Here is a 12,490-nt window from a genome sequence, read left to right on the forward strand (position 1 = left end):
GAAACCGTTAACCCGGACGGGGGTGCATAGCCTGTTTCGCGGCGATCAGCCCAGTTCGACCTGCAAGACTTCGTACCCACGCGCACGCAGGGCTTCGACCAGGCGGTCGATCTGTTCGCGATCGCGCGCCTCGCATTCGATCTCGGCGGTCAGCCCCTTGGCCGGAAGCGAAGTGAAGATGCGATTGTGCCAGACTTCCAGAATGTTGACCTGATGCCGGTTGAATTCCTCCACCACCTTGAACAGGGCGCCGGGGCGATCCTGCAAGGTGATGCGCAGTCGACCGAGACGGCCCGACCGGGCAAGGTCGCGCAACAGCACGTTGGCCAAGAGGCGTGTGTCGATATTGCCGCCGGTCAGGACAATGCCGACCTTGTGCCCGGCAAAGATCTCGCGATTGGCGATCACTGCGGCAAGGCCCGCTGCGCCTGCGCCTTCGACGACGGTCTTCTCGATCTGCAGCAGCAGGGCGACCGCCCCTTCGAGATGGGCTTCATCGACAAGGACGATGTCGTCGACGAGATTGGCAAGCACCGCCGAAGTGAACTGCCCCGGCTCCTTCACCGCGATCCCTTCGGCAAGGGTATCCCCGCCGCATGGCAGTTCCATGTGCTTGAGCTTGTCGAACATCGACGGGAACAGCTGCGCCTGAACGCCGACCAGACCGATCCCGGGCTTGAGCGCGCGAGCGGCCGTCCCCATCCCGCTCAGAAGCCCGCCCCCGCCGATCGGCACGGCCAGCATGTCGAGATCGGGCACGTCCTCGAGCATTTCGAGCGCGACCGTCCCCTGCCCCGCCGCGACCAGCGGATCATCGAACGGATGCACGAAAGTCAGCCCGAGCTGACGCTCCATCGAACGGGCGTGGGCGTAGGCTTCGTCGAAGGTTTCGCCTTCGAGCACGACCTTGCCCCCGACGCTTTCGGTCTGGAGCACTTTGACGGTCGGCGTCGTGCGCGGCATCACGATCGTCACCGGGACGCCAAGACGCGTGCCGTGATAGGAAAGCCCCTGCGCGTGATTGCCGGCCGAAGCCGCGATGACCCCGCGCCGACGCTGTTCCTCAGTCAGGTTGAGCAGGGCATTGAGCGCGCCGCGTTCCTTGTAGGCGGCGGTAAACTGCAGGTTCTCGAACTTCAGCCAGATTTCCGCGCCGGTAATCGCGCTCAGCGTCTTGCTGTGAAGCGTTGGCGTGCGCACGATCTGCCCGGCAATGCGTCCGGCGGCAGCGCGAACGTCATCGAGAGTCAGAAGCGGCGCCGAAGCGTCCTGAGCGGCGGAAAGGGCAGACTGTTGCATCGCAAAGCCCCTAATCCAAAGCGAGCCCGAAGGAAACCGCGCTTTGCGCCCTTGCATGGCCCCGGCGATTTGCCGGAGGACATCACCCCTTGCGCCGGAGCAGCGCCAGAAGGGTCGTGACGACAAGAATGGCAATCGTGTCGGCCACCCAGTCGCGAATGTCGCAATCGCGATGAAGGCTGGGAATCGACTGCACGACCTCGATCAAGGCGCCGAGGAAGGAAAGCCGCTCGGCAATCCGCAGGCGCGGCATCACGGGAAAAGCGAATTCGGCAAGCACCGTCAGCGTGGCGAAAGCCAGCATATGCTCGAACTTGTCGCCAAAGCCGTCGATCGGGGTATGCGGCGGACTGGGCAGAACCGCCATCGTCACGGCCCCTGCCAGCGTGACCCAGAACAAGGCCACGAACAGCCGATGAGACCAGAGCGAATGTTGCGCCGCAGAATTGAGCATCGCTGCATATGCTAAACGCGCGCAGCCCCGCGCGGCAAGGATTTTTGCCTCTTTCGCGCCTTACGCCGCCTCGCTCCCACAACCTTTTCACACAGCCCTGCATCCTTGCGGGCATATGACCGGAAACCGGCTGGCAGTCGGCGACAAACCGGCTAAACAGACCGCCATGACCGAACCGCTTCACGTCTCGTTTCTCGGCCTTGGCGTCATGGGCTCGCCGATGGCACGTCACCTTGGCAATGCCGGCCACCGGCTGACCATCTACAACCGCACCCCGGCCCGTGCGCAGGCATGGATGAAAGCCAATCCCGGCATCACCGTGCGCGTCGCGAGCAGCCCTGCCGAAGCCGCGCAGGACGCCGATGCGGTCATCACCTGCGTCGGCAACGACGACGACCTGGCCGACGTGGTGCTGAGCCCCACCGGCGTCTTTTCGACTTTGCGGCGCGGGGCGGTATTCATCGACCATACCACCGTATCGGCGCGAATCGCGCGCCAGATCGCGGTCGAAGGGCGGGACAAGGAACTGCTCTGCGTCGATGCGCCGGTCACCGGCGGACAATCGGGCGCCGAAGCGGGCACTCTCTCGATCATGTGCGGGGGCAGCGAAAAGGCGGTCGAAGCGGCGCGCCCCGTCCTTGCCGCCTATGCCAAGCGTGTCGTCCACGTCGGCAAGTCGGGCGCCGGACAGACCGCGAAGATGGCCAACCAGATGTGCATCGCCGGGGCCATCGCCGGCCTTTCCGAAGCGATCCGCTTTGCCCAGGCCGCGCGGCTCGATCTCGACAAGGTGTTCGAGGCGATCAGCGGCGGCGCGGCACAGTCGTGGCAGATGGACAACCGGTTCCACTCCATGGCCCGCGACGAATTCGATTTCGGCTTTGCCGTCGACTGGATGCGCAAGGACCTTGGGCTTGCCATCGAGGAAGCCCGCAATCTGGGCGCCAGCGTGCCCACCACTGCGCTCATCGACCAGTTCTATGCCGAAGTGCAGGCCATGGGCGGCGCCCGTCAGGATACCAGCGCCCTGATCCGGCGGTTGCCGCGCAAGCACGGGGAATGACCCGCCCCATGCGCCGGACGATCGGATCGATGCTGCTGGCCGCAAGCGCGCTGGCCGCCCCTGCCCACGCCGACACGCTGGTCGACAACATCAAGGGCGAGACGATCGCCCCGGATGGAACGCTGCAGTCCTTTGCCGCGTTCCTGTTCGACGACAGCGGCGTGATCAAGACGGTCTATCGCCCCGGCGACAAGCTGCCCAAGCCGGGCCGCAAGGGATACCAGTTCCATATCGACGGCAAAGGACGGGTGCTCCTGCCCGGGCTCATCGATGCGCATGGCCATGTCATGCAAACCGGCTACGCGCTGCTGACGCTGGACTTGTCCGAGACCACCTCGCTGTCCGACGCACTCGCCAGGATCAAGGCCTTCGCCGCCGCGCATCCCGATCGTCCGTGGATCATCGGCAGCGGCTGGAACCAGGAACGCTGGGGCCTCGGCCGTTTCCCGACCGCTGCCGAGCTCGACAGTGCCGTCGGCGATCGCCCGGTCTGGCTCGAACGCGCCGACTATCACGCCGGCTGGGCCAACAGCGCGGCGTTCAAGGCTGCGGGGATCACCGCCTCCACCCCGACGCCCGAAGGCGGCGCGATCGAGCGGCTTGCCGACGGACGCCCGGCGGGGGTTCTGGTCGACAAGGCGCAAGGCTTGGTGGACAAGGCCGTGCCCCCGCCCACGCCGCGCGACGACGATCTGGCCCTGACCACGGCGGAAGCCGATCTGGCCCGGCGCGGCGTGACCGGCATTGCCGACATGGGGACATCGACGCGCGACTGGATGACGTTCCGCCGCGCGGGCGATGCCAACCGGCTGTACCTGCGGATCATGGCCTATGCGGCCGGAACCGACACGATGGCCGAAATCGCCGGGCCCGGCCCGACGCCCTGGCTCTATGCCGACCGCTTGCGCATGGGCGGGGTCAAGCTGTTCCTCGACGGCGCGCTCGGATCGCGCGGAGCCTGGCTCAAGGCGCCTTATGCCGACAAGCCCGATACCCATGGCCTGTCGCTGCTCAGCGAAACGCAGCTCGGCAATCTCATGAGCCGCGCGGCGATGGACGGGTTTCAGGTCGCGGTCCATGCCATCGGCGACAAGGCCAACGGCGTCCTTTTGACCACGATCGAGGACCTGTCGCACACTTATCACGGCGATCGTCGCTGGCGCGTCGAACATGCGCAGATTATCGATCCCGCCGACTGGCCGCTGGTGACACGTATTGCCGCAAACGGAGGCATCGTCGCCTCGATGCAGCCGGTGCACCAGACCTCCGACCGCCTCATGGCCGAAGCCCGGCTGGGTCCGGATCGACTGAAAGGCGCTTATGCCTGGGCCAGCCTCAAGCAGGCGGGCGCGGTCCTCGCTTTCGGATCGGACACTCCGGTCGAACTGCCCGATCCCTGGACCGGCATCGCCGTCGCCCTGACCCGTCAGGATGCGAGCGGAGCCCCGGCCGGAGGATGGCGCCCGGAAGAACGCGTCGACAGCCTGACCGCCCTTGCCGGTTACACGAGTGCAGCCGCCTATGCCGGATTTGCCGAAACCCGCTTCGGCCGCATTGCTCCGGGCCTGCGCGCAGACTTCATCCTCGTCGACACCGACCCGATGACTGCCTCGCCCGAAGCGATCCGCAAGACCCATGTGCTCCAGACATGGATCGGCGGCGGCAAAGTCTATGATGCGGAAAGTCCAGCGGGCGGGAAATAACCCCGCCCACATTGCCAGCCCGCATCGGACGATCAGGCCGCGCCGCCCTCGACCACTTGCTCGGCAGCGGCCTTTTCAGCCGCTTCCCTGGCTTCGGCAAAGCGCATGACGATCAGCGTGCCCTCGAAGAGGATCAGCAGAGGGATCGCGAGCATCAATTGCGAGACGACGTCGGGCGGCGTGATCACCGCCGCGAGCGCGGTGATACCCACGACGACATAGCGACGAGCGGCCACAAGCTGCGCCCGCGTCACCAGCCCTGCCCGGTTGAGCAGCATCAGCAGCACCGGCAACAGAAAGCTGGTGCCGAATGCGAGAATGAACTGCATCACCAGGTTGAGATATTCCTCAACCCCCGGCAACGCTTCGAGCTGAAGCCCGCCGTGCATCCCCTGAAACCCGATGAACCAGCGGAACGCGGTCGGCATGACCACGAAATAGGCAAGGCTCGCCCCCATCGCGAACAGGATCGGCGTCGCGACGAGAAACGGCAGGAACGCCTTCTTCTCGCGCGCATAAAGACCCGGTGCAACGAAAGCCCAGAGCTGGTTGGCAATGATCGGAAAACTGACGAAGAAAGCCGCGAACAGCGCCACTTTCAGTTCGACGAAGAACGCACCGTAAAGCTTGGTGTAGATCAGCTTCCCTTGGCCTTCAGGAAAGGCGCGGGCCAGCGGATGGACCAGAATGCCCAGAATGCCGTCGGAGAAATAGAGGCAGATCGCGAACGCGATCGTCAGCGCATAGATGCAACGCAAAAGGCGCGTGCGCAGCTCGAGCAGGTGTTCGAGCAGCGGGGCCTGGGTTTCGTCGATATCGTTGATCATGCAGACTTGTCGGTATGGGGAACGGCTGCGCTCTCGGTCGAAAGAGGCTGGTCCGGTTCGGTCGGCGCATGGGCGGCAAGAACCGGATCGATCGACCCGAGCACCGGCACTGCATGCGGGACCGCGTCATGCTGGTCGGCAGCGGCGGCAACGGTCTGCCCCGCAGCCGGGTCGGGAAGCGGAGCAGGCGTCGTTTCGGGCACGGCAGGGTTTGCAGCCATGATTTCCGCATTCTGCTCGCGCCACTTGCGCTCAAGCTCCTCCATTTCCGCCTCACGGATCATCGTTTCGATGCCGCTGCGGAAATGATTGGAGACGCGGCGCATGCGGGCGATCCACCGCCCGGCCGTGCGCAACGCCATGGGCAGGTCCTTGGGCCCGATGAACACGATGGCGACCACCGCCACGAGCAGGAATTCCGATGGGGCGATGTCAAACATGGTTCAAACGAGCATGATCCAGGAAAAGACCGGGTATGTCCGAACTGGAACGGCTCAGGCCGCGCCGGTGGTTCCCGAAGACGTCGTTCCCGAGGAAGCCGGGCTCTGGGGATCGTTCTGGGCCGCAGGCTGAGCGGGAGCCTGTGCAGGCTGAACCGGGGCCTGCTGGGGCGCCTGGTTCTGCTGGATCTGCGGCGGCGGGGGCACCTGACGGTTGTTTTCGTCCGCCATGCCTTCCTTGAAGCTCTTGATGCCCTTGCCGAAGTCACCCATCATTTCGGAAATCCGGCCACGACCGAACAGGATCAGAACAACCAGCGCCAGTATGATCAGGTGCGGTAGGGAAAGGCCACCCATCTCAAATCTCCTTCGCGCCCCAGATAGGCGCTTTTTGTGCAGACTGCCAGACGCGCAAGGGGACAATTTATGCCCCTTTTCGCAAAGGGCGCGCACAAGGTTACTCTTCGGCCCCAGACTCCGACGCCGCGCTCCCCGCTTCGCTGCCGGTGAGCGCGGCATAAGCCGCATCGACCGGGTCGAGCAGCCCGGCCGCCCGCAATTCATCGATCCCGGGAAGATCGCGCCGTGTGGTCAGCCCGAAATGGGCCAGAAACGCCGGCGTCGTCGCATAGATCGTCGGCCTTCCGGGCACTTCGCGCCGTCCGGCGATCCGCACCCACCCAGCCTCCATCAGCACGTCAAGCGTACCCTTGGCCGTCTGCACGCCCCGGATCGCCTCGATCTCGGCGCGACTGACCGGTTCGTGATAGGCAATGATCGCCAAGGCCTCGACCGCCGCACGCGACAGACGGCGCGGCTCCTCGCGCTCCCTGCGCAAGAGATGAGCAAGATCGGGCGCCGTCTGGAAATGCCAGCGTCCGCCCCGCTCGACCAGATGCACGCCCCGTCCCGCATAATGCGCCGCCAGACTGGCAAGCGCCGGCTTCACCGGCGCGCCGCCGAGATGGCGACTGAGTTCTTCAGGCGTCAGCGGCGTTTCCGATGCGAACAGCGTCGCCTCGACCGCGCGGACGAGATCGTCGTCGGGCTCGTTCACGCGTTGCTCCCCGATCGCGCGGCGCGCAGGCGAACCGGACCGAACACGCCGTCCTGCGCCAGTTCGGCCTTCCCCTGTTTCGCCAGTTCGAGCGCAGCGACGAAACTGGACGCCAGTGCCGACCGGGCCAGACGCGGGTCGGTCGTCGCCTTGTCGAACTGGGGCAGAAACAGGCGCAAGTCCATCCAGTCGATGGCGACACCAAGCAGACGGGACACCCGTTCCAACGCTGCCTCAAGCGTAAAGACCGGTCGTTCGCGGACGATGTGCACAACCGGGGCATTGCGCGCCTTGACCCCGCCATAGGCCTGGATCACGTCGAACAATCCCGCGGTCCAGCGCATCTTGCGGTCGATGCTGATCCCCTCGGGCGCGCCGCGCATGAACACATCGCGGCCCAGCCGGTCGCGCGCCATCAAGCGCGCACCCGCCTCGCGCATGGCACCCAGCCGTTGCAGCCGCAATTGCAGACGCAGGGCCATTTCCTCGGGACTGGGCTGCATTTCCGGATCGCGCGGCAAGAGCAGCAGCGACTTGAGATAGGCAAGCCAGGCCGCCATGACGAGATAATCGGCCGCCAGTTCGAGCCTCAGTTCGCTCGCCCGGTTGATATAGGCGAGGTACTGGTCGACGAGATCGAGAATGGAAATCCGCCGCAGATCGACTTTCTGCCGCCGGGCAAGGTCGAGCAGCAAGTCGAGCGGCCCTTCCCAGCCGTCGAGTTCGAGATAGAGCGCCTCGTCACCGGTCGGCGCACTCGCCGCCGGCAACCAGTCGTCGGTCCCGAACGAATCGCTGTCGGGCGCACCTGTCGGGGGCGCCGCGCCGTCGTTCATTGCACCAGGGCCAGCAAGGCGTCGCGTTTGGCAGTCAGTTCCGCCTGCCGCCCGTCGGGATCGAGGGGGGCAATGTCGGTATCGGCAAGCGCGCGGTCGAGTCTGGCTTTAGTTTCCGTACTCATCGGCGCCAGCGCCGCGGCGATCCCCACCATGTCGTCCATGCGTGCCCAGCAATTGAGCGCAAGATCGCACCCGGCTGCCTGAGCCCGCGCCGCCCGTTCGGGAATCGTGCCGGTCAGCGCCTGCATGTCGAGATCATCGCTCAACAAAAGACCACCGAAACCGATCGTCCCGCGCACGATTTGCGCAATGACCTTGGCCGACAATGTCGCCGGAGCACTTTCATCCCAGGCGGTATAGCAGACGTGAGCCGTCATCGCCGCCTTGGCGTCGGCAAGCGTGCGGAACGGCGCAAGATCGATCTCGAGATCAGCCGCGCTTGCCGTCACGGTCGGCAAGGCCTTGTGACTGTCGGCCAGGGCGCGTCCGTGGCCGGGCACATGCTTGACGATACCCGTCACGCCCGCGCGGGCAAGACCGTCGACAACCGCGCGGCCAAGCGCTGCAACGCGCATCGGTTCGCTGCCAAGCGCGCGATCCCCGATCACGTCATCGGCACCCGGCACTCGTACGTCGAGCAGCGGCAGGCAATCGACCGTGATCCCGGCCCGGGCCAGATCGAGCCCCAAGGCCTCGGCATTGGCACGGGCGGCCTCGATCGCACTCGCCGGAGCCAGATCGTAAAGGCGGTCGAACACACCCTGCGGCGGATAGACGGGCCAGACAGGCGGCTTCATCCGGGCAACCCGGCCACCTTCCTGATCGATGCAGATGAAAGTGCGCTCGCGCCCGGAGAGCGCGCGCAAATCGTCGGTCAGCGCCCGCAACTGGTCGCGCGTCCCGACATTGCGGGCGAACAGGATATATCCTGCCGGATCGACATCGCGAAAAAAGGCGCGCTCGTCCGCAGTCAGTTCGAGGCCGGACAGGCCGAAAATCGCCGGAAGCATGGGATCATGTCATGGCGCAAGGCAGAGCCCGGCGGCAAGTCGCAGAACGCCTTGCGCCGGGGAAAACCGTCGGGAAACCCGGCGTTCCCCGACTTGGGCTCAGCGCTTGACCTGACACTTCACGCCATCGGCCTGAAGACGGCCACACAGGCTGTTGGCCGAAGCAATGTCGCCTGCGACCACTTGCAGGCGATAGACGGTGCCGATGTCGGCCTTGCCTTCGACGACGCGGTGATTGAGGCCCTTGAGGATGTCGTGCGCGCCGACCAGGCGAGTCCAGCCCGCTTCGGCCGTCGCCGTGTTCGAATAGGCGCCGACCTGAACCCCGATGCCGCCGGTTGCAGCGGCCTTCGCCGCTTCGGCGAGCTTGGGAGTCTCGCTCGGCTTGGGCGCAGGCGTGCCCTTGCCCGCATCGGCCGCCGGGCTGCTTGCGGGAGCGGGAGGCGGCGTCGTGCCCGCGCTTCCGGCAAGGCTGGCGCTGGGATGTTCACCCTGGCTCACCTTGAAGCTGGCATCCCCGGTTCCTTGGAACGTCTTGCCGCCGGGATTGGACGGGGGAACCTTGTAAGGTTCCTTGCTCGCCTCGATCAGGCTGCCGTCGGCAGCAGCCACTTCGTGCGGGCGATGGGTCAGCCAGAAAATGCCGTAGACAGCGCCGCCCAGCACCATCAGCGCGACGAGCCCGGCCAAAATCAGGCGCGAATGTCCGGCAGCGGCGGGCGCATCGTCGAGATCGTCGGCACTTTCGAGCCAGGGCAGCCGGTCTTCACCGCCAAGATCGAGCCCCGGTGTCGCATCCGCGTCATGCGGGCGATCGCCGGGGAGATCGTTCTGCCAGTTGCCGGAAGCCTGCTTGCTGCCGAAAGTGTCCCCGCCGGTGCGGAAACCGCCCGCCGTGTGCTCGTCGCCGTTCATCGATCCGATCTCTGCCTTGCATGGACCCGCGCCGGATGGACCCGCACGGGGTTCCACTCATCGCGGATCGCTTCCCCCACGCGCCGCGCAGGGATCACTCCATTCCGCAATAAGCCAAAGTTCTTGCCGAATGGTATTACAATTCCTCGGCCGCGGTAACGCCCAGAATGGCAAGGCCGTTCCGGACCACCTGCCCGACCTGCGCCGCCAGGAAAAGCCGCGCGCCGGTCAGGGCGGGATTGTCCGCCACGATATAACGCTTGTCCGGACGGTCGTTGCCAAGGTTCCAATAGGCGTGGAAACCGGCGGCGAGGTCGTAGAGGAAGAACGCGATACGATGCGGTTCGCGGGCCGCCGCCGCACCTTCGACGATGCGGGGAAACTGTGCGGCAAGCCGGATCAGCGCGAGTTCCTCGTCCCCGAGCAGGGCAAGCTCGGCAGCATTGGGAGCGAACCCTTCGCCCGCAGCCTTGCGCAGCGTCGAGCACACCCGGGCATGGCAATACTGCACATAGAAGACCGGATTGTCCTTCGAGGCTTCGACCACTTTGGCGAAATCGAAGTCCATCTGCGCGTCGGGCTTGCGCGTCAGCATGGTGAAACGCACCACGTCCTTGCCCACTTCGCGCACGACATCGGCCAACGTGACGAACGTCCCGGCCCGCTTCGACATCTTCACCGGCTGTCCGTCGCGCAGAAGCTGGACCATCTGCACCAGCTTGATCTCGAACGGCTTGGGCTTGCCCTGCGCGCCGGTCAGCGCGGCAACGGCAGCCTTGATCCGCTTGACCGTCCCGGCGTGGTCGGCACCCCAGATGTCGACGAGCGCATCGGCGGTTTCCGCCTTCTGGAAGTGATAGGCAAGGTCGGCACCGAAATAGGTCCAGCTGCCGTCCGACTTGCGGATCGGGCGATCCTGGTCATCACCGAAACGGGTCGAGCGGAACAGCGGAAGCTCCACCGGCTCCCAGTCGTCGGCAACCTTGCCCTTGGGCGCTTCGAGTTGCCCGTCATAGACGAGATCGTGTTCGCGCAGCCACGCTTCGGCAGCGGCAGGCTTGCCCGCCGCCTGAAGCTCGGCTTCGGATGAGAAGACGTCGTGATGGATGCCCAGCAGCGCAAGATCGGCGCGGATCATGTCCATCATCGCAGCCACCGCACGCGTGCGGAACAGGACCAGCCAGTCCGCTTCGGGGGCGGCGGCATAGCGGTCGCCGAATTCGGCAGCGAGCGCCTGTCCCACCGGAACAAGATAGTCGCCCGGATAGAGACCTTCGGGGATCGCTCCGACGTCTTGGCCGAGCGCCTCGCGGTAACGCAAGTGGACCGACCGGGCGAGAACGTCGACCTGCCCGCCTGCATCGTTGATATAGTATTCGCGGACGACCTTGTGCCCGGCGAAATCGAGCAGGCTCGCCAGCGCGTCGCCTACGACCGCACCCCGGCAATGCCCCATGTGCATCGGGCCGGTCGGGTTTGCCGAAACGTATTCGACATTGACGATGCTGCCGCCGCCCACGGTCGAGCGGCCGTAATCGGCACCCAGCGCAGAAATGAGCCCCAGTTCGTCAAGCCATGCGCCCGGAACCAGACGCAGATTGATGAAGCCCGGCCCGGCGATCTCGGCCGCCGTGACGCGCGGGTCCTTTTCCAGTTCGGCAACCAGCGCCGTTGCCAGTGCGCGCGGATTGGTTCCGGCAGGCTTGGCCAGCACCATCGCCGCATTGGTCGCCAGGTCGCCGTGCGCGGGATCGCGCGGCGGCTCGGTCGTGACCGCACCGCGCGCCAGGCCGCCGGGCAAGGTCCCGGCTGTTTCAAGCGCATTGAGGGCGGCGTCGATGACAGCCGCGAATTCGGCGAACAGGGCCCGCTGGACAGGCGACTTGGAGATGTGAAGATCGGTCATGGCGTTCTTGCGGATAGCGGAAGTTGGCGCACGAGGGAAACCCCCGCGCGGCGGATCGGACCGGATCGCCGCACCGGGACGGACCGCCCCGGTCGCGATACCGAAAAATCAGCGGGTTGCGTTGTAGGCGAACTGCTTGTCGGTCAGCTGGAAACCGACCAGCGCCTCGAACGTCGCCTTGGCAAGCGCGGCCTTGACGTCGGGCTGCGACAGCGGATCGACGGCGGCGTCGGCGTCCCCGGCCTGTCGCTTGCGCATCAGGCGGTTGCGCATCTCGAGCGGGAGCGTCGCTTCGCTGCGGGCGATCGTGGTCCCCGTCTTGCCGTGGACGGTAACGCGGTCCTGACCGTCGGCAAAATCAATCGCGATGGTCGAAACATGCTTGGCAACGGTCGAAGCCCCGCCGCGCTGGATCGCGGTGAAATAGGGCAGTTCGACATGACGGGCGCCATGCGTGTCCGAACGACGGGCGACGACATCGAAATCGATCGTCGTCGTCAGCTGCGGCAAGTGCATCGCCGCGTCGCACGAACTGCGCAGATTGGTGATCGCGGCAACCACATCGATGGCACCGGCATCGGTACGCCCCGGCGCGAGCAAAGTGACATCGCCCGTCATTTCGGGAATTTCGACCAGCGGGCACGGGCTGCGCAGGGCCGTCACGCCGACCGTGTCATCGACGACGAGTTCGCCGTGATTCTTGGTGCAGCCGGAGAGCACCAGCATGGGCAGGGAAAGAAGGGCGCCGATCCGGGCGGTACGGGCAATGGTGGCGAGCATCTGTACGCGAGATCCCTGATTGGCGAAGTCCGTCCAACGCCGGAAAACGCTTGTCCGGCATGATGACGGCATCACCTCTAGCCAGCAGCGTCCGGATGGGCAATCCGGCGATCGCGGATTTGTGATGAAGCGCCCGTCCTGCTAAGCGTCCCGTTCGAAACGCCGGCCGGGCCGGTACTGTCCTTGAAAGGTCGCCT

The 12,490-nt window shown here is 65.6% G+C and carries 13 protein-coding genes; 2 read left to right on the forward strand and 11 right to left on the reverse strand.

The features are described 5' to 3' along the window. Nucleotides 1-45 precede the first annotated feature (45 nt). Nucleotides 46-1,299, reverse strand: a complete 1,254-nt coding sequence (locus tag Y88_RS17400) for a threonine ammonia-lyase (RefSeq protein WP_008071647.1) — start codon at nucleotides 1,297-1,299, stop codon at nucleotides 46-48. Between the two features lie 82 nt (nucleotides 1,300-1,381). Then, nucleotides 1,382-1,753, reverse strand: coding sequence for a VanZ family protein (locus Y88_RS17405; protein WP_008071650.1), 372 nt, complete (start codon nucleotides 1,751-1,753; stop codon nucleotides 1,382-1,384). 166 nt (nucleotides 1,754-1,919) lie between these two features. Here Y88_RS17405 and Y88_RS17410 point away from each other — a divergent pair, with 166 nt between their 5' ends. Next, nucleotides 1,920-2,816: an NAD(P)-dependent oxidoreductase gene (locus Y88_RS17410; RefSeq protein ID WP_026166891.1), complete on the forward strand. Its 897-nt coding sequence runs from the start codon at nucleotides 1,920-1,922 to the stop codon at nucleotides 2,814-2,816. Continuing rightward, nucleotides 2,813-4,519 carry an amidohydrolase gene (locus tag Y88_RS17415; RefSeq protein ID WP_018075589.1) on the forward strand — a complete coding sequence of 569 codons (1,707 nt, stop codon included), beginning with the start codon at nucleotides 2,813-2,815 and terminating at the stop codon, nucleotides 4,517-4,519. Before Y88_RS17410 ends, Y88_RS17415 begins: the two co-directional genes overlap by 4 nt. 32 nt (nucleotides 4,520-4,551) lie before the next feature. Here Y88_RS17415 and tatC read toward each other — a convergent pair whose 3' ends face one another. The 9 genes from tatC to Y88_RS17460 form a co-directional block, all read right to left on the reverse strand. After that, nucleotides 4,552-5,346 carry a twin-arginine translocase subunit TatC gene (gene tatC / locus Y88_RS17420; RefSeq protein WP_008071654.1) on the reverse strand — a complete coding sequence of 265 codons (795 nt, stop codon included), beginning with the start codon at nucleotides 5,344-5,346 and terminating at the stop codon, nucleotides 4,552-4,554. Beyond that, entirely contained in the window at nucleotides 5,343-5,786 is a 444-nt protein-coding gene (tatB, locus tag Y88_RS17425) for a Sec-independent protein translocase protein TatB (RefSeq protein WP_008071655.1), read from the reverse strand. Before tatB ends, tatC begins: the two co-directional genes overlap by 4 nt. 54 nt (nucleotides 5,787-5,840) lie before the next feature. Next, the gene (locus Y88_RS17430) at nucleotides 5,841-6,143 is read right to left on the reverse strand and encodes a twin-arginine translocase TatA/TatE family subunit (protein ID WP_008071657.1); all 303 of its coding nucleotides are present in this window, start codon (nucleotides 6,141-6,143) and stop codon (nucleotides 5,841-5,843) included. Nucleotides 6,144-6,243: 100 nt separating this feature from the next. Then, on the reverse strand, nucleotides 6,244-6,843 hold the full coding sequence (gene scpB, locus Y88_RS17435; protein ID WP_008071659.1) for an SMC-Scp complex subunit ScpB: 600 nt from the start codon (nucleotides 6,841-6,843) through the stop codon (nucleotides 6,244-6,246). Further along, the gene (locus tag Y88_RS17440; protein WP_008071661.1) at nucleotides 6,840-7,679 is read right to left on the reverse strand and encodes a segregation and condensation protein A; all 840 of its coding nucleotides are present in this window, start codon (nucleotides 7,677-7,679) and stop codon (nucleotides 6,840-6,842) included. The genes scpB and Y88_RS17440 overlap by 4 nt, the downstream gene beginning before the upstream one ends. After that, complete coding sequence (nagZ, locus tag Y88_RS17445; RefSeq protein WP_008071663.1) at nucleotides 7,676-8,692, reverse strand: beta-N-acetylhexosaminidase; 1,017 nt, start codon at nucleotides 8,690-8,692, stop codon at nucleotides 7,676-7,678. Before nagZ ends, Y88_RS17440 begins: the two co-directional genes overlap by 4 nt. 99 nt (nucleotides 8,693-8,791) lie before the next feature. After that, on the reverse strand, nucleotides 8,792-9,607 hold the full coding sequence (locus Y88_RS17450; protein WP_008071665.1) for an SPOR domain-containing protein: 816 nt from the start codon (nucleotides 9,605-9,607) through the stop codon (nucleotides 8,792-8,794). 136 nt (nucleotides 9,608-9,743) lie between these two features. Next, on the reverse strand, nucleotides 9,744-11,513 hold the full coding sequence (argS, locus tag Y88_RS17455; protein WP_008071668.1) for an arginine--tRNA ligase: 1,770 nt from the start codon (nucleotides 11,511-11,513) through the stop codon (nucleotides 9,744-9,746). 108 nt (nucleotides 11,514-11,621) lie between these two features. Continuing rightward, the gene (locus tag Y88_RS17460) at nucleotides 11,622-12,293 is read right to left on the reverse strand and encodes a hypothetical protein (RefSeq protein ID WP_008071678.1); all 672 of its coding nucleotides are present in this window, start codon (nucleotides 12,291-12,293) and stop codon (nucleotides 11,622-11,624) included. Between the last annotated feature and the right edge of the window lie 197 nt (nucleotides 12,294-12,490).

This window comes from Novosphingobium nitrogenifigens DSM 19370 (assembly GCF_000192575.1).
GTDB lineage: Bacteria > Pseudomonadota > Alphaproteobacteria > Sphingomonadales > Sphingomonadaceae > Novosphingobium > Novosphingobium nitrogenifigens.

Excerpts from the sequence above, each read along its gene's own strand:
- Y88_RS17400 (WP_008071647.1), bottom strand. The coding sequence starts at position 1,299 with ATGCAACAGTCTGCCCTTTCCGCCGCTCAGGACGCTTCGGCGCCGCTT.
- Y88_RS17405 (WP_008071650.1), bottom strand. The coding sequence starts at position 1,753 with ATGCTCAATTCTGCGGCGCAACATTCGCTCTGGTCTCATCGGCTGTTC.
- Y88_RS17410 (WP_026166891.1), top strand. The coding sequence starts at position 1,920 with ATGACCGAACCGCTTCACGTCTCGTTTCTCGGCCTTGGCGTCATGGGC.
- Y88_RS17415 (WP_018075589.1), top strand. The coding sequence starts at position 2,813 with ATGACCCGCCCCATGCGCCGGACGATCGGATCGATGCTGCTGGCCGCA.
- tatC (WP_008071654.1), bottom strand. The coding sequence starts at position 5,346 with ATGATCAACGATATCGACGAAACCCAGGCCCCGCTGCTCGAACACCTG.
- tatB (WP_008071655.1), bottom strand. The coding sequence starts at position 5,786 with ATGTTTGACATCGCCCCATCGGAATTCCTGCTCGTGGCGGTGGTCGCC.
- Y88_RS17430 (WP_008071657.1), bottom strand. The coding sequence starts at position 6,143 with ATGGGTGGCCTTTCCCTACCGCACCTGATCATACTGGCGCTGGTTGTT.
- Y88_RS17440 (WP_008071661.1), bottom strand. The coding sequence starts at position 7,679 with ATGAACGACGGCGCGGCGCCCCCGACAGGTGCGCCCGACAGCGATTCG.
- nagZ (WP_008071663.1), bottom strand. The coding sequence starts at position 8,692 with ATGCTTCCGGCGATTTTCGGCCTGTCCGGCCTCGAACTGACTGCGGAC.
- Y88_RS17450 (WP_008071665.1), bottom strand. The coding sequence starts at position 9,607 with ATGAACGGCGACGAGCACACGGCGGGCGGTTTCCGCACCGGCGGGGAC.
- argS (WP_008071668.1), bottom strand. The coding sequence starts at position 11,513 with ATGACCGATCTTCACATCTCCAAGTCGCCTGTCCAGCGGGCCCTGTTC.
- Y88_RS17460 (WP_008071678.1), bottom strand. The coding sequence starts at position 12,293 with ATGCTCGCCACCATTGCCCGTACCGCCCGGATCGGCGCCCTTCTTTCC.